Source organism: Longispora fulva (genome assembly GCF_015751905.1).
GTDB classification, from domain to species: Bacteria; Actinomycetota; Actinomycetes; order Mycobacteriales; family Micromonosporaceae; genus Longispora; species Longispora fulva.
Genome location: NZ_JADOUF010000001.1, coordinates 4,982,270 through 5,002,553, shown reverse-complemented (window position 1 = coordinate 5,002,553; position 20,284 = coordinate 4,982,270). Strand labels below are relative to the sequence as shown.

Annotated in this window: 21 protein-coding genes; 12 read left to right on the top strand and 9 right to left on the bottom strand. The window is 67.9% G+C overall.

Annotated elements, in window-relative coordinates; translation table 11 throughout:
• Nucleotides 1–39 precede the first annotated feature (39 nt).
• The 5 genes from IW245_RS22305 to IW245_RS22285 all read left to right on the top strand — a co-directional run bounded on the left by IW245_RS22305 (nt 40) and on the right by IW245_RS22285 (nt 4,396).
• A complete protein-coding gene (locus tag IW245_RS22305) occupies nt 40–1,269 on the top strand; it encodes a helix-turn-helix domain-containing protein (protein ID WP_197005122.1) in 1,230 nt (409 codons plus the stop codon).
• 45 nt (nt 1,270–1,314) lie between these two features.
• Complete coding sequence (locus IW245_RS22300) at nt 1,315–1,842, top strand: UTRA domain-containing protein (RefSeq protein WP_197005121.1); 528 nt, start codon at nt 1,315–1,317, stop codon at nt 1,840–1,842.
• Between the two features lie 105 nt (nt 1,843–1,947).
• A complete protein-coding gene (locus IW245_RS22295; protein ID WP_197005120.1) occupies nt 1,948–2,901 on the top strand; it encodes a helix-turn-helix domain-containing protein in 954 nt (317 codons plus the stop codon).
• A gap of 11 nt (nt 2,902–2,912) precedes the next feature.
• Nucleotides 2,913–3,137 (top strand): DUF397 domain-containing protein, encoded by a 225-nt coding sequence (locus tag IW245_RS22290; protein ID WP_197005119.1) that lies wholly within the window; start codon nt 2,913–2,915, stop codon nt 3,135–3,137.
• 35 nt (nt 3,138–3,172) lie between these two features.
• Complete coding sequence (locus IW245_RS22285; RefSeq protein WP_197005118.1) at nt 3,173–4,396, top strand: MFS transporter; 1,224 nt, start codon at nt 3,173–3,175, stop codon at nt 4,394–4,396.
• Between the two features lie 58 nt (nt 4,397–4,454).
• On the opposite strand, the gene IW245_RS22280 is transcribed toward IW245_RS22285, so the two are convergent.
• From IW245_RS22280 to IW245_RS22245, 8 genes are all read right to left on the bottom strand, one after another.
• A complete protein-coding gene (locus IW245_RS22280; protein WP_197005117.1) occupies nt 4,455–5,702 on the bottom strand; it encodes an MFS transporter in 1,248 nt (415 codons plus the stop codon).
• A complete protein-coding gene (locus IW245_RS42320; protein WP_197005116.1) occupies nt 5,699–7,477 on the bottom strand; it encodes a S9 family peptidase in 1,779 nt (592 codons plus the stop codon). Before IW245_RS42320 ends, IW245_RS22280 begins: the two co-directional genes overlap by 4 nt.
• 96 nt (nt 7,478–7,573) lie before the next feature.
• Nucleotides 7,574–7,780 (bottom strand): hypothetical protein, encoded by a 207-nt coding sequence (locus tag IW245_RS22270; RefSeq protein WP_197005115.1) that lies wholly within the window; start codon nt 7,778–7,780, stop codon nt 7,574–7,576.
• 44 nt (nt 7,781–7,824) lie between these two features.
• Complete coding sequence (locus IW245_RS22265) at nt 7,825–8,421, bottom strand: hypothetical protein (RefSeq protein ID WP_197005114.1); 597 nt, start codon at nt 8,419–8,421, stop codon at nt 7,825–7,827.
• Nucleotides 8,418–9,062 carry a TIGR02466 family protein gene (locus IW245_RS22260; RefSeq protein WP_197005113.1) on the bottom strand — a complete coding sequence of 215 codons (645 nt, stop codon included), beginning with the start codon at nt 9,060–9,062 and terminating at the stop codon, nt 8,418–8,420. Before IW245_RS22260 ends, IW245_RS22265 begins: the two co-directional genes overlap by 4 nt.
• Nucleotides 9,059–9,781 (bottom strand): hypothetical protein, encoded by a 723-nt coding sequence (locus IW245_RS22255; RefSeq protein WP_197005112.1) that lies wholly within the window; start codon nt 9,779–9,781, stop codon nt 9,059–9,061. The genes IW245_RS22260 and IW245_RS22255 overlap by 4 nt, the downstream gene beginning before the upstream one ends.
• On the bottom strand, nt 9,778–10,560 hold the full coding sequence (locus IW245_RS22250) for an O-methyltransferase (protein ID WP_197005111.1): 783 nt from the start codon (nt 10,558–10,560) through the stop codon (nt 9,778–9,780). The genes IW245_RS22255 and IW245_RS22250 overlap by 4 nt, the downstream gene beginning before the upstream one ends.
• Before the next feature lie 31 nt (nt 10,561–10,591).
• On the bottom strand, nt 10,592–11,092 hold the full coding sequence (locus IW245_RS22245; RefSeq protein ID WP_197005110.1) for a hypothetical protein: 501 nt from the start codon (nt 11,090–11,092) through the stop codon (nt 10,592–10,594).
• A 733-nt stretch (nt 11,093–11,825) separates the two neighbouring features.
• Here IW245_RS22245 and IW245_RS22240 point away from each other — a divergent pair.
• The 6 genes from IW245_RS22240 (at nt 11,826) to tyrS (ending at nt 17,066) form a co-directional block, all read left to right on the top strand.
• Nucleotides 11,826–12,344 carry a DUF6244 family protein gene (locus IW245_RS22240; protein ID WP_197005109.1) on the top strand — a complete coding sequence of 173 codons (519 nt, stop codon included), beginning with the start codon at nt 11,826–11,828 and terminating at the stop codon, nt 12,342–12,344.
• Between the two features lie 71 nt (nt 12,345–12,415).
• Nucleotides 12,416–12,805 carry an HNH endonuclease gene (locus IW245_RS22235; RefSeq protein ID WP_197005108.1) on the top strand — a complete coding sequence of 130 codons (390 nt, stop codon included), beginning with the start codon at nt 12,416–12,418 and terminating at the stop codon, nt 12,803–12,805.
• The gene (locus IW245_RS22230; RefSeq protein WP_197005107.1) at nt 12,802–13,245 is read left to right on the top strand and encodes an SMI1/KNR4 family protein; all 444 of its coding nucleotides are present in this window, start codon (nt 12,802–12,804) and stop codon (nt 13,243–13,245) included. Before IW245_RS22235 ends, IW245_RS22230 begins: the two co-directional genes overlap by 4 nt.
• A gap of 130 nt (nt 13,246–13,375) precedes the next feature.
• The gene (locus IW245_RS22225) at nt 13,376–14,617 is read left to right on the top strand and encodes an MFS transporter (protein ID WP_267920073.1); all 1,242 of its coding nucleotides are present in this window, start codon (nt 13,376–13,378) and stop codon (nt 14,615–14,617) included.
• A 286-nt stretch (nt 14,618–14,903) separates the two neighbouring features.
• Nucleotides 14,904–15,200: a hypothetical protein gene (locus IW245_RS22220; protein ID WP_197005105.1), complete on the top strand. Its 297-nt coding sequence runs from the start codon at nt 14,904–14,906 to the stop codon at nt 15,198–15,200.
• 456 nt (nt 15,201–15,656) lie between these two features.
• A complete protein-coding gene (tyrS, locus tag IW245_RS22210) occupies nt 15,657–17,066 on the top strand; it encodes a tyrosine--tRNA ligase (RefSeq protein WP_197005104.1) in 1,410 nt (469 codons plus the stop codon).
• A gap of 174 nt (nt 17,067–17,240) precedes the next feature.
• On the opposite strand, the gene IW245_RS22205 is transcribed toward tyrS, so the two are convergent.
• Nucleotides 17,241–18,887: a DUF8426 domain-containing protein gene (locus tag IW245_RS22205; RefSeq protein WP_197005103.1), complete on the bottom strand. Its 1,647-nt coding sequence runs from the start codon at nt 18,885–18,887 to the stop codon at nt 17,241–17,243.
• Nucleotides 18,888–19,070: 183 nt separating this feature from the next.
• Between IW245_RS22205 and IW245_RS22200 the strand changes: the two genes are divergently transcribed.
• On the top strand, nt 19,071–20,129 hold the full coding sequence (locus tag IW245_RS22200; RefSeq protein WP_197005102.1) for a serine/threonine-protein kinase: 1,059 nt from the start codon (nt 19,071–19,073) through the stop codon (nt 20,127–20,129).
• The last annotated feature ends 155 nt before the right edge of the window (nt 20,130–20,284 follow it).

Here is a 20,284-nt window from a genome sequence, read left to right as displayed (position 1 = left end):
TTCCGGAACAGTCGGTAACTGTGGTGGGAGACTGTGGACATGCGAGATGCCGAACCTCAGCTGACTACCGGACAGCGGATCGCCCAGTACCGCCACCTGCGCAAGATGACGCAGGAAGAACTCGCCGGCCTGGTGGGACGTACGGGTGACTGGCTCGGCAAGGTCGAACGCGGCGGGCATGAGATCGACCGGATCTCGGTGCTGCGGCAGATTGCCGGAGTGCTCGGGGTGCCGTTCTGGGAACTTCTCGGCGCTCAGATCCTGCTGCAGTGGCGCGACGGTGAGCAGCACGCCAGCATCCCGGACCTGCGGGCTGCGCTCAGCGACTTCCGTCAGTTCGTGCCGACCACCCAGCTTTCAGACGTCGACAGGCGGGTCAACTTGGACGAGTTGGCGGTACGGGTGGAGTTCGCCTGGGAGGACTACCAGCGCTCCCGGTACAACCGGGCCGCCCTGGTCCTGCCCGAGCTGGTCACCGCGACAGTGGACGCCTCTCGGACCTTGACCGGCAACCCGCAACGCAGAGCGCAGCGCCAGGCCGCCAGTGTTCACCAGCTCATCGGCGTGTTTCTGCCGAAGCTCGGGGAAGCCGACCTCGCGTTCGCTACCGCGCGGCGCGGCCTGGAAATGGCCCAGCTGTCTGGCGATGTGCCGACCGTCGGGTCGCTGTACCGGATCGTCGCCTACACCCTCGGCGCCGCGGGCGAGTTCGGGCAGAGCGTCGCATTGATCGACGCCGCCGTCACCCTGTTGGAACCCCACCTGTCGCGGCCCGAGGCCGATGGCCTGGACCTGTCGGTCCTGGGGATGTTGTCGCTGATCGGCGCCCGCTCCGCGGCCCAGGCCGGCAACGGGAGCGAGGCCGAACAGCTCCTGCGACACGCCTCCAGCCTGGCCGAACGCCTCGGCCGGGACGGCAACTACGGCTACACCGGCTTCGGGCCCGTCAACGTCGCCATCCACCGCACCGTGGTCGCCATCGAACTCGGCGACACGGCGCGCGCGATCGAGGTGGGAGCCGACCTGGACACTTCGCCACTGCCGATCGAGCGTCGGGGCCGCCACTCCATCGAGGTCGCCCGCGCCCTGGCGCGCCTTGGCCGGCACGACGACGCCGTCGACACGCTCCTGACCGCCGAACAGTTCGCCCCCGAGCAGATCCGCCACCACTCAACAGCCCGCGCCATCGTCCGTGTCGCCTCGCGGGGCCGACACCCCGCCCAGCGGTCATTGGCCCTTGCCGGACGAATGGGCATCCAGGCCCTCTAAAGTTCCGAACGGACCCTGACGCCAGCCCAGCGAGGAGAACACCCCGTGAGCACCACCGAACTGCCGATTCGCCGCTTCGCCCGCAACCGGGCCGCCGCCGACGGCGACCAGCGCGGCTTCTACGCCGACCTGGCGCAGAAGGGCATCCAGTGGCAGGTGACCACCACCATCGACCCCGCCAAGTCCGCACCCACCGACGTCGCCGAGCTCCTCGGTGTGCCCGAAGGCACCCCGGTTCTTGCCCGCATCCGGCACATGGCCACCACCGACACGCCCATCCAGCTGGCCACGTCGTGGTTCGCGCCCGACACCGTCACCCAGTTCCCGATCCTCGCCGAGCAGGAAACCGGCCCCGGCGGCATGTACTCACGGTTCGAAGACGCCGGCATCACCCTGCACCACGAAGATGTCGTAAGCGCCCGGGCCGCAACCCAGGCAGAGATCGAAGCCCTGCGCCTCGAGGCCCCTGTCGTCATGACGATCCTGCGCAACGCCAGCGACGCCGATAGCGGCAGAGTCCTCGAAGTCGGCACCCTCGTCCTTGCCGCCGGACGCCAGGAACTCATCTACTAGAAACGCAACAACCCAGGGGCACCGGGACACTGCCCGGTGCCCCTTCGACCGCGATGAGCCCCCCTGTCACCCGAGCCTCAGCTGGCATAACCTGTCATAGTCCGTTTGATCGACAGGGCTTCGGCAGGGGGCGACGGTGCGGTGATCTCGTTGGCTTCGCTTTCCTCGGAGTTGCGTTGGCTGCGCAAGGCCGCTCGCTTGTCTGGCCCCGCTCTGGCTGCCGCGCTGGGCGTGTCGCAGTCGGGTTTGTCGCGGTGGGAGACGGGTGATCGCAGTCCTGAGCCGGAGCTGGTCGAGGCATGGCTTGACGCCTGCATTGCAGCGATGCGGACGGTTGTAGCTGACAAGTCCCAGACGGTGCTCAGTCAGGAGCGCGCCATTGATGCTCAGGCTCGAATGGCCGATGCCGGCTATCGCACCGGTCTGGTGGGGCTGGCGCGGGATGCCACGGAGGTGCTGTCGAACTTCATGATTACCCGGGCCGGGCTGGTGCATCGGCAGCGCGACCTGGCGGAAATGGCCGACCGTGAACGCCTGTTCCGTCACTACCAGCCATTGATGTGCCCGGGCCCCTTGCAGACCCTGGACTACGCGCAGGCGGTGATGCTCGGCTTCACGGCCGTCACCCGCGAGGAGGCGCTTGCCGCTGCGCAGGCGCGGTGGGAGGGCGCACTCAAACGCCTTGGTCCTGGTTCACCCGAGTACGAGGTCATCACGACCGAGGCAGCTTTGCGTTTGAGGCTGGCGCACGCCGAGGGGGACCTGCGGCCAGATCTGCTGCGCCACCTTCGGGCGGTGTCTGAGTTGGGGCATGTGCGGCTGCACATTATCCCTTTGGACGCGGTCTATGGGCATGTGCCGTCGACCGGGTTCGGGTTGCATTATCCTGCTGACGACTCGCCTCCTTTCGTATTGACAGAGACCTATAGCGCGCAGGTAACGTTCTCCGCGCCCCGCGACATCTCCCGCTTCGAGGAAGCGTGGCGGGAGCTGACTGAGACCGCATTGTCGGTGTCGGCATCACGCGCGTGGCTCGACGAGCAGATCTCCACCCTGTGAAAGGGATACCGATGGCGCACCCCACCCCGCCTCCACTGGAGGCGTTCGACAACTGGCGCACCGCCCAAAACGGCGAGTGCGGGCAAGACCAGCCCTGCGTCCTGGTCGGGGACGGACCAGACGGATGGAAGGGGCTACAGGACACCAAGCTCGGCCCCGCCTCTCCCACCCTGCAGTACAACCCGCAGGAGTGGACGGTGTTCATCGCCGCGGTGAAGGCCGGCGAGTTCGACTAACGCGTTCGAAGACCCTGGAGGACACGGTGACGGCGGTGCGACCGGCTGCGGCACGCAGGCTGCGGAGCCTGTACGCCGCCGTCGGCGTGTCCTCGCTCGGGGACGGCATGTTCGCCGCCGCCGTGCCGCTGGCCACCGCAGTCCTCACACGAGATCCTTCGGCGGTCGCGCTGGTGGGCGCTGCGGAGATGCTGCCGTGGTTGGTGGTCACCCCGTTCGCCGGCGCGCTCGTCGACCGATGGCCACACAGGGCGACGATGATCATCTCGGACGCCGCCCGTGCGGTGTGCATGGCCGCCCTGGCTGTCATGATCGCGGCGGGGTGGGCGTCGGTGCCGGCTCTGGCCGTGATCGCTGCCTCCGCGATGGTCGGCTACACCTTCCACAACATCGCCCAACAGCACGTCGTCGCCGACCTGACCGAGCGCGACCCCGCCACATTGCACACCGCCAACGGGCGCATCGGTGCCGCGTTCTCCGCCGGCCGTTCCCTAACCGGGCCGCCGGCCGGGTCGGCGTTGTTCGCGTGGCTGGCGTGGTCGCCGTTCGCGGTGAACGCCGCGACATTCGCCGCCTCGGCGGCGCTTGTCGCCACTCTTCCGCCCGATGAGCCCCGGACCGACGCGGACCGGGTCCGCGAGCCGCTGCTGCGGTCGATCGCCTCCGGAGCTGGATGGCTGGCACGGCACCGGGTGCTGCGGCTGCTGTGCGCACTCGTGATCGTCGGCAACCTAATGTACGCCGCCGCCCTGTCCACCCTGGTCCTGTACGCCCAGGACGTGCTCAAGGTGAGCACGGCGGCGTATGGGTTCATGCTGTCGGCCGGCGCGGTTGGCAGCATCGCTATCAACCTCGTCGCCGGGCCCATCATCAAACGTCTCGGCGAACTGCGCACCCAGATGATCGTGATGGCTGCCCAGGTGATCGCCTGGTTGACCATCGCGGCGACGACCCACGCTGTGGTCGCCGCCGCCGCGCTCACGTTGGCCTACGCCGGCACCGGACTCGGCGGCGTCGCAATCGTCGGCGCCCGCCAGCGCCTCACCCCGCCCGACCTCCTCGGCCGGGTCGTGTCGGCGTTTCGCACGTTCGGCACCGGGGCGTCCCCGCTCGGCGCGGTCCTCGGCGGCGTCCTGGCCCTACGGTTCGGCCTGGCGGCCCCGCTGTGGGCGGCCGGCATCGCGCTCGCGGTGGCGACCCTGGTCGCGGCCCCAGTGCTTCTCCGGGCCACTGACTCCGACCACAACGCCGCGCCATAGCCGCTACCTGGGCGGTGCTACACGGGACGAGCAGCTTCCGCCAGGGTCGGCACCCGGCTCACCCTTGGGGTGTCGCTGGGGTTCGCCAGGGCAGGAACAGCGCGCTGGTGACGCAGAACGCTCCCGCGACCAGCAGCGACGACCGGATGGTCAGCACCGTGGCGAGGACCCCGCCGGCGGTGATGAACAGGGGCTGGACGGATTTGGCGGTGACTGACCAGGCTGCGCTGACGCGGGCCATGAGGTGGTCGGGGGTCGCGGTCATCCGGTAGGTGGAAAACAGCGGGTTGAAGATCCCGGCGGTGCTCATCAGGGCCAGCTGTGATCCGGTGATCACGGCGACGGCGGCCCAGCCGGAGCCGGCGAGCGGCAGCGCTAGAAGCCAGGGTGTGCGCGCGAGGCCGAAGATCAGCATGGTGCGGTTGGTTCCGAGGCGGGTTGCGATCTTGGGCGACAGCCACGCGCCGGCCAGGCCGCCGAGGCCGGGGATGCCGAGGGCGATGCCGTACTGCAGGGGTGTCGCGTGGGCCTCTCTGAGCATGAGGATCGCGATCAGCGGGGAGCTCCAGGTGATGGCGCCGCCGAAGATCATGGCGTTGAAGTACAGCGCCCGCAGTCCGGGCTCGCGCAGCAGGAGCGACCAACCGGCGAACAGCTCCCGCCGCGACCACACCGCCGCCGGCTGCGCGTCGGCGGCAGGCGGAGCCGGGGTGACCCGGCGCAGCAGGAGCGCGGAGGCGAGGTAGCTGGCCGCGTCGGCGATGAGCGTGACGGTCGGGCCGATCAGGCCGATCAGCGCGCCGCCGGCCGGGGGGCCGAGGGTCTGGGTGGTCCAGGCGACGGTGTCGGTGCGCGAGTTCGCCAGCGTGCGCAGTTCGACCGGGACTGCCTGTTTGACGTAGGCGAACGCCGAGGAGTTCGCGGCGATGGCGCAGGTGGTCTGAATGATGGCGATCAGGCACAGGTGGGCGAACGTCAGCGCCCCGAACGCGGCGGCGAGGGGTACGGAGGCGACGGCGGCGAACTGCACGACGTCTGTGGTGATCATGATGGTGCGTTTGTCGGCCCGGTCGACGTGCGCGCCCAGCGGCAGGGAGATGATCGCCGCGGCGATGGACCCGACCGCCGCCAGCAGCGACACCTGCAGGGCGTCGGCGTGCAGGACGACGATCGCCACGAGCGGCAGAGCACCCGCGGCGAGCGCGGAGCCGGTGGCGTTGACGGTGTAGGACTGCCAGTAGCGTTGGAAGTCCCGGCCCAGGCGCGGCGCCTGAGGGGTCTCGGTGGTGTCGATGGGTTGGGTCACTGTGTGCACCTGCCGATGAAGTCGAGGATGCGGGTGTAGGCGTCGAGGCGGTTGTGGCGGTGGGCCAGGCCGTGGCCTTCGTCGGGGTAGACGACCAGCTCGCTGGGAACGCCCTGGCTGGTGAGTTGGGCGTGGAGGTTCTCGGACTCAGCCAGGGGGATCTTCGGGTCGTGGCGCCCGTGGATGATCAGGACCGGCCGGGTGATGCGTTCCGTGTGGTGGCCTGGGGACAGGGCGCGCAGCAAGTCGAGGTCGGTGTCGAGGCGGCCGTATTCGGCTTCGACGACAGCGCGGCGGTAGGCGGCGGTGCCGGCGAGGTAGTCATCCAGGCGGCTGGGGCCCATGAGGTCCACACCGCCTGCCCACAGGCCCGGTTGAAAGGCCAGGCCTGCCAGGGTCATGTAGCCTCCGTAGCTGCCGCCGACCAGGACCACAGCGTCCGGACGTCCGCCCCATGAGGGCAGGTGTGCCCAGATGGCTTCCAGGTCGGCTATCGCGTCGGCGCGGCGTGCGCGGTCGTCGAGACCGTACCAGCGTTTGCCATACCCGGTGGACCCCCGCACATTGGGTGATACCACCAGGAAGCCGGCCGCAGTCAGCGCTGACCGCAACGGGCTGAAGACGGGGAAGTCCTGCGACTGTGGGCCACCGTGCAGCATCAGCACCGTCCGCGCCGGCCCAGCCTGGGTGTCGGGTGGGTAGAGCAGGCATGGGACCTGTTCGCCGTCTATGGACGTGGCGTGTTCCACCCGCAACCCGTTCGCTCTGGGTGGCGGCAGCGTGTGGGCGGCGCGGGCGGAATAGACGCCGGTGACCGCCAGGGTGGTGGTGTCGATGTGGTGGATCTCGGCGGGGCTGCCGGGGCTGTTGACGTGCACGGCGATGTGTCGGCCCGATGGCGAGCAGCGCACCGTGTGCACGCCCTCCTCGCCGAACTCGAAGGTGCGTATTGCCTGGCCGTCGGGGTCGTGGAGGGTGAGTTGGTCGAAGCCGTGGGTGTTGCGCACCGACAGCAGATGGCCGCCCGCCTTGGGCACGACCGGGTACAGGTCGTGCCCCGGCGCACTCACCAGGGTGCGGTGGTGTCCGGCGGCGTCGAGGGCGATGATCTCGGCGTGGTCTGCGTTGGCGTTGGAGGCGCAGATCAGCTGCCCTGCGGGGGTGACGTGCGGGTGGGTTTGCATCGTCCCGGGCGGCGCGGGCAGCAGGTGGGAGTGGCCGGGGGTGCGAATGTGCAGTTCGGTGCCGAACTGGCGGTCGGACCAGACTGTGATCAGTGCGGTGTGGTTCTTGAGTGGTTGGTCGGGGTGTGCGCGGACGGCGGCCTGGGCGATGAGCCCGCCGTGGTGCAGGAGCGTCTCGCGGCCGGTGCGTGTGTCGCGTAGGTAGAGGTCGAAGTCGACGCCGTTGGCGCGGTTGGTGGTGTAGGCGATCCAGCCGGGACCGGTGTCGCACAGCAACGTCACGCCGCCATCGGGTGGCAGAAGTGTCTGCGGGGCGTCGCCGGGAAGGCCTCCCGCCAGGGGTGCTCGGCGCAGGCGGGTGTGGCCGTCGCCGTCGGTGTCGTGCTGGACGATCAGGTCGCCGTCGGGGCCGAACCGGCCTGTGCAGGCGTCCGGAAGGTCGGTGACGCGGGCCAACGCGCCGTCGGTGAGCATGTGCAGGTCGGCACTGCCGGCAGTGTCGCAGGAGATGAGGATCCGGCCGGTGTCGTCGATGTCGAGGAGGCTGACGCGGGCGACGTCGAGGAGGTTGCGCAGGAGCGTGTGGGACACGGTGGTCGCCTTCGGCGGGCTCGGCGGGACGGAGACGGGGGACGTGCCCCCGTGCCTGATCGGCGCGGGGGCACGTCGGGTCGAGCTGGCCGCTTTCTAGGCGGTGATCAGCTGGGTGCGGGTGTCGTGGCGCAGGGAGAAGTTGTCCTGCACGGCGTTGCACGGGGTGTTCTTGCCGGCCAGGACGCCGGCGTTGGCCAGCGCCATGAACTTGTCCACGTCGGCGGCGGCGACGTGCGGGGCGACGTTGTCGCCGGCGAGGCTCAGCGGCTGCACGCCGGGAGCGGTCAGGGACTTCGACATCGACTGTCTCCTTCTCTTTCGGGGTGGGTGGGTCCGGCGTCGGCCTATGCCTGAGCCTGGCGGCTTTCGGCGATCAGGACGACGCTGGTCTGGGTGCGTTCCAGGGGCAGGACCGAGGTGGTTAGCCAGCCGGGAACGACGGCGAGGGATCCGGGCGCGGGGTTGATGATCAGTGAGCGGCCCCAGGGCAGGCCGGGCACGGCCGACATCGACGCGCCTGCGCGCGGGTCGAGGATCGCCACGGTCCCGGAGTCGGTGTGATCGACTGGGCTGCCGTGTAGGAACAACCAGCCGGTGTAGTGCGCGGGCGTGGCGTGCATGGGCTGCTCGTGACCGGCCCGCCAGATCTCGGCGCGTACCGCGACGTCGGTGACGTCCGGTGCGGCGAGGCCCGCAGCCCGGTCGGCCGCCGCCAGTGCCCGCATCGCTTCGACGAACACGGCCGCGACCTGCCTAGGATCGGTGAGGAGGACGGCCAGGTCGACTTGCTCGCATGACGCCTCGCCGTCGAGGGCGGCCGGGTCGATCGGACCGGACAGGAGCCCTTCGAGGGGGAGGTGTTTGATCAGGACCCGGGTGGGCCACAGATCTGAGACCTGGGTGATGGTCGGCGGGTGGGGGTCGGTGGCGGTCGCGGTCACGGGGCGATCCTTTCGACGTAGGCGGCGTTGAACGCCACACAGATGCGCAAGCCCCCGCCGGAACGCACGGTCGCCTTCACCGAGTGCGGCAGCCACGACGGGAATGCCACCAACAGCCCCGGCTTCGGCTCCACCGCGTGCACGCCACCGCTGGCGTGGCGTGCGATGGCGGCAGGGCGGGGGTCGATGACCTGCAGGTGCCCGGCGTCGCCGTCCACGCCGCCGGTGGCGATGTAGTAGGTGCCAGACCAGGCGGAGGCGTGGTGGGTGTGCAGCCGGTGGCTGGCGCCGTCGCGGTACACCACCGCCCACCCCTCAGCGACCACGTCGACCTGCGCCTCGGTCGGCGTGGTCGCGCCGACCGAGCCGGCGATCGCCTGTACCGCCTCGCCGATACGGGCGCGCAGCCAGTCCACGGCCGGGTGGTTCAGTTGCAGAATGTCCAGGCTGGTTTTCGTCGCGCCGATCACCGCGAATGTCACCGGCGTCTGGTCGTGTTCCCTGGACAAGATCAGCTCGCGGAGCTGGGTGTTGATCTCGGCGACCTCGGCCGGGTCACGGGTGGCGGTCAGATCGTGCTGGTAGAACGGGGTCGGCCAGGTGGCCAGCACATCGGCGTCCCCGATCACGGCGGTCGTCATCGCAGCTCCTTCGTCAGCATCAACGTCATCGCGGCCCCCTCGGTCGTCAGGTCAGCGGCTGCGTCCTCGAGCAAGTCAAGGCAGCCGCGCCCGTAGTCGAGAAGCGTGGGCAGCTGGTCGGGTTCGCCGGTACGGCGGTAGAGGCGGAGCAAGACGGCGGCGACGTGCGCGGCGCCGATCACCTCGCGAGGTGCGCGCCGCGGGGTGCCTGACGGCAGGTCCATCGCGGTGGTCGTGTCGGTCTGCAGGGGCCAGACCTCCTCGATCAGGTACAGCCACTGGTGGCACCACTCGTGCAGAACCTGCTCATGCACCTCCGCCGGATCGGCCATGATCTGCCGGCTGAGGAAGATTCGCTGCGGCCAGAACGGGGCCGACGCCGACACCGCCCCGCTGGAGGCGGGCAGGTGCCAGTACTCGACCGGCAGCGCCAGCAGCGGCGCCCACGCCGGAAACAGCACGCCCAGACCGGCGACCGCGTGACCAACGACAGCTAGGCCGCCGGAGCTCATCGGCTCACCATCGAGGGGCCGGCGGTCAGGCTGGGCGCGCAGCGCCGCTTCCGGGAGCAGCAACCGCCCCCACTCGGCCGGTGGCTCGTAGTCGGGCGTGGCATGGGCGATTCGCCTGGAACGCATCGCGCATACGGCGGCCATCACCTGCCCGGCGTCGAAGTCGTCGTGCAGGAACGGCACCCGTGACGGAAACAGCGTGCTCATCGCAGCGCACCTCCGATCTGGTCGGGCCAGCAGATCGGCTGACCGGTGCTGAGATCGAGCGCGCGGAAGTATCCGCTGGAGCGCAGCGGCGCGTCTTCGACGCCGAAGGGGATGTAGCAGGTGCCAGTGCGCCGGCCGACCTGCAGGCACGGCGCCGGGTAGTCGGCGAACGGATCGCCGACGAACGCCTTGGCGATGTCCGGGAGGAATTGTCCGATCGCGTCGCGCCCGCAGGTCAAGCCGGCGTAGGTGTCGAACCCGAACCGCGGGTGGCCGATGTCGAAGTCGTCGATCGCCACCACCCCGCGCCGCACGGCGGCGAGTTCTTGGCCCAGCGGCCACGCCGGACGCCAGTGCGCGTCGAGGTACACCAACGGGCAGTTCGCGCCGTCCAGCAGCAACCCGATCAAGTCGGCGGAGTCGCCGGTGTGGACGGTGACGTTGGGCAGGTCACGGCACCGCAACCGGGTGAACTCGGCATGCTCGGTGTCGATGTCGCAGGTGACGACCTCGATGTCGGGCCAGGCCCGGGCGATGAACTCGGTCGTGTCTCCCCGGCAGCAGCCCGTCTCCACGATCCGGTCAACTGGGTAGCTGTCGATGAGGTGGGCCATCTGCATCGCCACCTGGATGTCGAAGCCGAACGGTCCGCCGCCGTCCGACAGCAGGTCCGCGCCCGCGCGGGCGGTGCTGTAGAAGGCGACCATCAGGTCACGTACCGCCGTGCTCAGATCTCTGGGTAGGTGGCCGTCTTCGACCGGTGCGTGTTGGGTCTGCATCTGCGCTCCTCGCTGCTCAGGCCCTGCGGCCTCATCCGACACACGTGGCGTGCACCCTGCTGCCAGGCCCGCCACCCTGCACGGTCACCCGCACCGGGGCGGCCGTCACGGTGACCTCCCCGCCGGTGGCCACCACAGCCACGACCCGCTTGCGATCCACCAGGACAGTCAGCCGGCCAAGGTCGACATCGTCGGCGTCGGCGTGCGCGTAGGTCCACCGAATCGTGGTCGCGTCCGTGCGGACCAGCGACAGACGACCGGTGTTGTCGGACTCGCACACGGCCGGCGCGAAGGACTCCGCGACCGCAGGTGCGCCGAAACGACGGACGCCCAACACGCCAGACAGACCCAGTGCCGCCAGCAACCCCACGGCCGCCAAACCCGCCACACCGACGGCGAGCAGGCGCAGCTGCTGCCTGCGGGTGCTGAACTCCGTCTTCGCACGGCCGTAATCGGCGCGGCCGGTCTTCAACGCGCGCGTCAACGCCCACCCCGCCAATGCGGCGATGCCTACGAGTGCCAGCAGGATCATCGGCCCGACCTTCCACTCGGAAACCACCAGCGGGCCACCCACGCAGACAACTCGAAACGCCTGTCATTTTTGTGGGTAGGAATGTTCTAACGCTAGCTCAAGATATGACAGTCCACAAGGCTCATTGGCTCGCCCATAGGTCAGGGCGGATCGGCGCGCGTCGCTCCGCTGGGCGCGTCGGTGTCCGGGATCGGCCTGAGAGACCGCGTGGCCCTTCGGGCGGGCACGGTCGCTCGCGGCCGTCTCGGCAATGAGATGCCATCGGCGCTACCCCACCAGCCCGAACCGGTGGAGGCGAGTTCTGCTCGCGTACGCCCCGATGGGCAGATGGCTCCCCGTGGACTGGCGAGCACTCGGCGGCCAGCTTCAAATGAAGGTGCTCCGCGCGGGCTTGCGAGCTTTGAGCGTCGCGGACCGGCCACGCCCGCACCCAAAGAGCGGGACGGGGGTACCAACACCTGCCGGACATGCCTGCATGCGTCACGCACAGTGACCATGCCTGGCAAGTGGGAAGTCGCGAACGATTGGCTGCGGAGCGTTGCACGGCACCGCCCTGAAGGCAAAGTCCTGAGCCGAGGTCAGTCACATGGCACTGCTGTCCGGCCGCGAGCGAAGCCGAGCTTGAGGCGGGGCCGGTCTTGTTCATAACGGAGTGTGTTTGGGGTTTCCTCGCTTGTGGACCGTGGTCTATCATTCGGGGCGCTTTGCCCGTCCCCAGCACAAAGGTGCCCCAATGACCACGACCGCTGAGATCTTGACGCCTCTGTCCGGAGCTGGAACTGAGATCGACGAAGCCAAGACCCACTCGGCGGCCGGTCGAGATCATGCCGACCGGGTCTTCCAGCAGGCCCGTGGACAGGGACTGCACGGTGTGGCTACGAGCATGATGCAGGTCATCGCCGCGTTCGACGAGGTGACAGCCAGCCTCATCACCGCCGGGACCTCCATCCGCGACGCGGAGATCCCGGTCAACGAGATCGTCGCCGGAATGACCCCCAAGGAGGTCAAGGACCGGCTGACGAAGTCGATCAACGCCATCGATCGAGCCCGTGACGCCATCATTGCCACCAACAACCCTCTCGCCGAGGCCCAGCGGACCGTCCGGCACGCCCTCGACGGCGGCGAACCCGGCCCGTTGCTCGGCTTCATCCAGATGGTCGACGACGCCGCCGGCCGTGCCCAAGGCCAGACCGCCAAGGCCAAGACCAGCGCGCAGGGGCAGATCCCCCAGGCCAGCAGCCTGGGAAACTAGGGGCGGGGGCCGCCGGCAGCGGGCCGGCACCCGCAGCCCCCGCCGAATCTCGAGTCGATTCCAAAGGCCGAGTGATCCCGCCCGGCGTGCGGCGGTTACCGAGTGGTCGGCTGCCAGCGAACTTCACCTTCGCCGGCAAGAAGTACGACGGCCCTCGCTGGACACCACGCCTGGTGGCCAAATACCCCGACGGCGTCACCTTCACCCCGGACGGGTATCCCAACTTCTCCCAATATCAGTGGGTGGGCATCCCGCAGGTGGAGTTCGACCCGACCTTCACCGGGGACCGCGCGAAAGACGACGCGATCGCCAACCGCAAGGCGGGCATCGAGGACACACCCGACGGGTACACCTGGCATCATCACCAGGACGGACGCACCATGCAGCTCGTACCCACCGACATTCATGAAGCCGTACGCCACGCCGGTGGCGTCGCGATCGTGAAAGGCAACGACCAGTGATCGTCGAATACCGCCGGACCGCGTTACCTGCCCCCGAAAGCAAACTCGCGGAGCTGGACGCCCAAGTCCCGGGCGTTCTGCCCGAGGACTACCGCGCGTACCTCCTCCAACAAGACGGCGGGCGTCTCACCAGCAACAACGAGGCGGTCAGGGAGATCTTCGGCGTAGGCGAGGTGCCCGACTACGCCAGCATCTGGGCCAAACTCGAAGTCTATGAGGGCCGTGTGCCGGCATGGCTGCTCCCCGTCGCCAGCGACGCGTTCGGCAATTTGTTCTGCCTGTCGCTCCGCGACACAGACCACGGATCCGTCTGGTTCTGGGACCACGAAGGCGAACCCGAAGAGGACGATGACGCTCCCGTCGAGGACAACCTGACCTTCAAGGCCAAGTCCTGGCAGGAGTTCCTAGACGGCCTACAGCCGTTCCAGCTCGAGGACTGACCGGTCAACTGCCTGCTGGGGAGGCTGGCCGTGCGCGACCGAGCCGAACAGGTCGCAGAAGTTTGCGGAGTCGGGCCGCCTGCGGCGCGGAGCCAGCCAGCCCCGCGCAGTCGCGGCCAAGGAGCATCCCTTGAGTGCTGACGCACCGCCCGCACCCGCGCATACCCCGGCGCGGGGTGTCACCGCACTGGTCGCCGCGACGGCGGCGTCCGTCACCGGCGACGGAATGATCATCGCCGCCGCACCGCTTCTGGCCGCGTCCATCACCCGCGACCCGCTGGCCATCGCGTCCATCACCGCAGCAGGCTTCGCTCCCTGGCTCCTCCTTGGCCTGCCCGCCGGGGCCCTGGTGGACCGGTGGAACCGCAAAACCGTCATGATCAGCGCCGACCTCGCACGAGCGACCATTCTCGCCGGCGTCGTCGCCCTCCTAACCACTGACTTCCTCACCGTCCCCGTGCTCGTCGCGGCGATTTTTCTGATCGGTGTCGCGTCCTGCTTTTTCGAACCGGCCTCCCACGCCATACTCCCCGCGCTCGTCGGCCGTTCCCCCGAACAGCTCACCAAACTCAACGGCCGCCTGTGGTCAGCCGACACCTTCGGGCGGTCGCTGGCGGGCCCACCAATCGGCTCGGTCAGCTACACCACAGGCCCTGCCCTGCCCTTCGGCCTGGATCTGGCAACGTTTCTGATCTCCGCCGCGCTCCTCACCCGCGTCAAACCCGCCCCCGTCACCGCCGCGCCCCGTGCCACCATGCGCGCCACGATCGCCGAAGGCCTGACCTACCTCCTGCGCCACCCCGTACTCCGCTCCCTCGCCCTGGGCATGACCGGCTACAACCTCGGCTACAACCTCGCCGCAGCCACCCTGATCCTCTACGCCCAAGACATCCTCCACATCAACACCGCCAGCTACGGACTCCTCCTCGGCACCGGTGCCCTTGGCGCCACCGCAGCCGGTCCCCTCGTCCCGCGGATCATCCGCAACCGGACCCCCCGTCAGGTCTACGCGGCAGCGTTCGCGCTGCAAGCCGCCTGCTGGGCACTCGTCGTCATTACCCCCAACGCCTGGATCACCGCAGCCACACTCGCCGCACTCGGCATCGGCTCCGCAGTCGTCACCATCAACAGCGCGTCCATCCGCCAACACCTCACCCCCGACACCATGCTCGGCCGCATCACCGCCGCCACCCGACTCCTCGGCATCGGCTCAGCAGCCCTCGGCGCACTCATCGGCGGAGCCATCGCCACACTCACAACCCTCACCACCGCGATCATGACCGCCGTCGCACTCCTCGCTGCGTGCGCACTCGCGTTCATCGTCAGCCGAGAACCGCGCACAGACCCAAGGCCAGATCAGGACGCCAGGTGAGGCCGGAGAAGTCCAGGGCCAGTGAAACGCCCGAACCAGCCGGCGCCTACAGGACCTGCTCTGACAGCCGTCCTAGGTGCCGGCCAGTCCGGGGCGGATTACGGGTCGAGTGGGGCCAACTCTCTCTGCCTCGGCGATCGTGACCGGCGCACCAGTCCCGGCAAGCGTCCCGGAACAGTCAGGGAAGCTGTCGCCTGCTACCGGGACGCGCTCACCTGGATCATGCAGACCCCCGAAATGAACTTCTTCTCGCACAGCGAAATGGTGCTCCGCACAGCATTTCATGATGACCCGGTTCTGGAAGGACAAGCCTCCAGGGAGATACCGCCAGAAGGGCATCGTCGTCACAGGCACCGACCCACTCGCGCCGGCCTATGTCGGTCCCGCCGCCGAAGAGGTGTCTGATCTCATGAGTGAGCTGGTCGACTGGCTCAATGCCGGCGACCCGGACACCGGAGGCGCCATCTGTCATTGGGGCTGCTCGTGTTACTCGGTGTGGGTCGGTCAGCGACAAGTAGCCGCCTGGCCTGTTGACATGATTCCGTTGGGCTTCGGAGCTTTCAAGCGAAGGGAAGTGATCTAGGTGAGCGACTTCCTGGGGACTCTTCGCAGACGTGCTCGGCACCCAGCCGAACGGCGGGCCAGCGGAACCGGTCGAAGGACAGACCCCCGAGACCGATCGACCTGGCGATATAGGCAAGGAGGCCGGGAGCTTGTCTAGCTGGCCTGGGCGACGAGCCGGAGGAGATCCCTGCCGACCTGGCGCGCGTCTCCATCGACAAGGCACGCGATGTTGTCAGGGAGTACGTGACCGCGGGCGTCAAGCCCACCTGTGTTGGGAGAACGACAACGCCTGACGGTCAGTGGGCACCCATTCGTCCGACTTGATCGGGTCGCCGAAGAGCTGCGCGAACGGGCGTGGCCGGTCGATGGTGGTCGCAATAAAGACGGCCGTCCGCGCCGCCGGTACTGGTAAATTGACCGTTTTCCAGCGCGGGCCACATGAGCCCGTGAACGATGAGGGAGTGCAGCGATCACCATGAGCCGCCTTAGTGAGTCCGTCAGCCGAGCGATGAACATCCTCGACACCGCTGACCTCTCCTATGACGGCGTCGTCTATGACCTGCTCGCCGAGACAACAGCTCGGCGCTCCCTGGATCTGTCGGACCTCACGGCCCGCGAGCAGGCCGAGCTGATCGCCGGGCGGTCGCTGAACCTGATCCCGTCCGTGGACGGGCTGACCGCCGCGATCGAGAAGGCCGCCGCCGAGGGCCGGCCGCTGGTGGTCAAGTACGGGATCGACCCGACCTCGCCCGACGTGCACATCGGGCACGCGGTGCCGATCATCATCGCCAGCCGGTTCCAGCGCATGGGCCATCATGTCGTGTTCATCATCGGTGACGTCACCGCGAAGATCGGCGACCCGTCGGGCCGGTCCAGCGAGCGCCCGGCGCTCACCGACGCCGACATCGCCGGGAACCTGAGCACCTACCAGCAGCAGGTCACCCCGTTCATCGACTTCGCACGGGCGGACCTGCGGTTCAACGGCGAGTGGCTCAGCGAGATCCGCCTGCCCCAGCTCGTGGAGATCATGTCCCGGGTGCCGGTGTCGATGTCCCTGCAGCGCGAGGACTTCCGCACCCGCCTCGCCGAGGGCCAGGGCCTGTCGCTGGCGGAGTTCATGTACTCGATCGTCATGGCCCTGGACTCGGTGGCCATCACCGCCGACGTCGAACTCGGCGGCGTCGACCAGCTCCTCAACCTGCAGATGTGCCGCAAGGTCATGGAGATCTCCGGCCAGAAGCCCGAGTTCGTCATCACCACCCCGCTGATCGAGGGCACCGACGGCACCGGGGCGAAGATGAGCAAGAGCAAGGGCAACTACGTCGGCCTCACGGCCAGCCCCGACGACGTGTACGGCCGGCTGATGTCGATCCCCGACCACCTCATCGAGCCGTACCTGCAACTGCTGACCGAGTGGACCGACGCGGAGATCCGGCACATCGCCAAGCGGCGCGAGGACGGCAGCGCGCACCCGATGGCGATCAAGCGTCTTCTCGCCGGTGAGATGGTTGCGGCACTTCACGGACTCGAAGCCGCAGCTGCTGCCCGGGCGGAGTTCACGGCCAGATTCTCCAAGCGCAGCTTCGGCGACGCCAAAAACCTCCCGATCGTGTCCCTCGAGACGAGCGGAGGCACCCTGCTCGGTGCTCTTATCACAGATGAGCTTGGCTTCGCTGAGAGCATCAAAGCGGTTCGCCGCACGGCTCAGGGCAACGGGCTGCGGCTCGTTCGAGAAGTCAACGGGGACCAGCAGATCCTCAACCTCGCTGAGGACGCGGTGTACCAGTCACTCCGCGAGGTCGTCGCGACGCTGGCTCAGAACGGCGATGGCCAGGTCTACCTCAAGGTGGGCCGCAAGATCGCGCTTGTTCAGATGTCGGGTTGATGGCCCCTTGAGTCGCGCCGGGTTCTACAGAGACGTTGATGCTCCCCGGATTTGGTGAGCTCGACGCCGAAGGTTGATCGAGCCGGCCGTGCATGACGGCCGGCCGATCGCACGTCTGTCGCTGACCAACACCTCATCGCAAACTTGGTCTTTCGGGTGATGCAGCCGACGAACCTACGGACGTGGATCGACGGTGCGGAGCAGGTTGACGAAGCCGTCGAGGTTGTTCAACTGGGTCGCGTCGAGGGGGTCCGGGGTGAAGTGCATGAGATCATTTCGGATGTCGCACACCGCTCGCAGTTGACCGATGACAGTGTCCTTGTCCAACGGCCAGGTGAGCCGATCAAAATGCTGGTCCAGAACGTACGCATACTGGCCCAACGTCAGGTCCGCGACGGTGTTGATCGGACGCCCGCGACGGAACCTCTGCAGCTCGGCGACAGTGACGACCTCACCGACACGTCGGCGCAATCGACGTTCCGCCTCCTCGAGCTTCGCGATCGGGCGCACCCGGGTCTCGAACTCCGCGTTGAGGTCGGCAGCCGTGACGATGCCGACGATGGTCTTGCGGTCAGTGCTCTGCACAAACACGAAACCTTGTGCGGAGATGAGCGAGAAGTGACTGAGCAGGTCATCCTGGTACCCGACGGGAGGCGCCCAGATCCTGGCGTCCAGTAGTGCCGGCTCATTGCGGGTCAGCTGGGCCTTGGCGATGGACTCCCAGGTGACGGCACCGTGGAATCCGCCGTGTTCGTCGATCACGGCGAGTTGGGAGTAGTTCTGACCCAGCATCTTCGTCGTGGCTGCGCGTAGGGAGTCAGTCGGCGACACGGATACGACTGTCCTGTTGGCCGACGCGAGACTGCCAACAACCACGGTGAGTGGGGCAAGCTCCTCCGCGTCCACAAGATCCGCCTCGTTGTCTGTGACGGGCTCGTCCCCTGTCGGTTCCACGCCGAGTGGCACCAACTCAACCATCGTGTCGATCCAGCTGTCGGTGAAAGCAGGCCTTGTGGTCAGGCCCTTGCTCGCGAGGTCGGCCTCGATCTTCGCCACCACACTCGGCGTGCGGCGGCTCGCGTTCCACTCGCCCAACATTTCTCGGATGGACATGCGCAAGGGTTTTCCATGGAGGGTGTCCCCGGCTTGGTCCAGGAGTTCATAGGGTGTGCTGTCGCCCGCGACCTCCTCCGGCAGGGGCCCGGGATCCGGCCTCCCGGCTTCCAACACCGCGATTCGCCGTGCCGCGCCGTGCCGCTCGAGCGCGCAGATCGTGAGTAGCGAACCCATGCTGTGCAGGAGGTCCTGGCGCGCGTCAGAGCGCGGAACGTCTGTCCTGGTCCAGCGCACCGGTCGGACGTGGCGGAAGCCCTCAGGGGCGTCGGCCCGGTAGAGGTAGCGTCCGGTGACCCGGCCGATCGCGATCTGGTCGGTGCGGGTCTTGAGGGGGATCACGACCAGGTCGCCGGGGCGCATCTCCTGGGCGAATCGCCAGAGTTGGCCGGTCCAGTTGGCGATGCGTCCGTTGGGGCCTTCGGGATAGGCCTCAGTCACTCGGGCCCGCATCTGGTCCCGGGTCGTGCAGTCGGAGATGTCGTCGAGTTCGTCCCACCCGGCGATGACCAGGCCCTCCCGCAAGGCGGCCTCCTCGCGCTCTCCGTCGCCGCCTGCCCGAACCATCCATGCCGTCAACAACGCGTAGCCCTCCGCATCCGCCTGTGAGGAACACGATCCTATGTGAATCAATCGGAAAGTGTTGCCCTCCGTGACCTCGACTGGACGGGTGGCGGAGACAAGAGCGCGCCGGGATTCAAGGGTCAACCGTCGACCGCACGCGGATGTGACATACCTCCTTGGCTAGGTAGCCCACTGAAGCGTCGCTCCTGTCGGGTATCGGACATCCTGAGCCTCCTGGGCGATAACTCTCCTGCCGAGAAGGGTGTGGCGAAAAGGACCGTCCTTAGTGAAGGATGGTCGTCAATCCCCTCACTCGAGCAGGTTTTGATGGACTCGTTGCTACCGTCGGACCCGACTGAACTCGGTCCGTACACATTGGTCGGACGGCTTGGTTCGGGTGCTATGGGTCAGGTGTACCTGGGGGTTTCGCCGGCTGCCGAGAAGGTCGCTGTGAAGGTCATCAAGTCTGGCCGCGTCGCCGATGCCCAATTTCGGGAGCGGTTCGAGCTGGAGGTCGAGAGCCTGCGGATGGCCCACGGGGCGCGGATCGCGCGCTTCGAGGGCGCTGATGTCATGGCGGATCCGCCTTGGCTCGCCGTCGAATATGTTCCGGGCATCACCTTGAGCCAGCACGTCGAACTGCACGGGACCTTTGGCGTGGCCTTGTGTGCCATCCTCGGTGCAGCCTTGGCGGAGGGTCTGGACAAGATTCATCTTGTTGGACTCCTGCATCGGGATCTGAAGCCCGGCAACATCCTTCTTGGACCGGATGGGCCCAAGCTGATCGACTTCGGCTTGTCGAGCCTCGTCGAACGGGACGAGCGTCTGACGGAGCCGGGCATGATCGTCGGAACGCTCGCTTATATGCCACCCGAACAGGCTCAGGGGCTACCGCAGCTCGGGGCTGCGGCCGATGTGTACTCTCTCGGCGCGACCTTGGTCTACGCACTCACGGGTCGGTCTCTGTACCCGCATGCCGGCGTGCTCGCTGTCCTCAGAAGGATCACGGACCCAGGAGATCGCCCCGATCTGAGCGGGGTGCCAGCACAGCTTCTCCCGTTGATGACGGCGATGCTCGCCTTTGACCCGGTGGGCCGTCCGTCCGTCCCGATGGTCGCGTCGCAGTTGCTGGAGATCGCGACATCAGGCGGCGAGAGCGCTGAGGCGCTACGGCACCGGCTCGAAAGGGAGACCTACTCCGAACGAGGACGGGTCACGGTGCTCCCGATTTTGGAGGATCCCGACGTCGAGGACGAGTTGGAGTCCTTGCCGCCGCGCGACATTGCGGCCGGCCGACGAACCCGAACCGCACCCCAGCCCGCAACGGACATCGACTGGCTAGTGGAGCGGCTTCGTGCTCAGTATGCCCACCACGCCGCCCTGTAAGAGGCGGCTGAGACAAATTCATGAGAGGTCGTGAGGTGACAGCCGAGCAGCCGACACCGTACGCGCCGGGATCCCGGATCCTTGTCCGCGACGAGGAATGGCTGGTCCGCACATCTGTGCCGACCGACCATGACGGCAACCTGATCAGGGCGCTC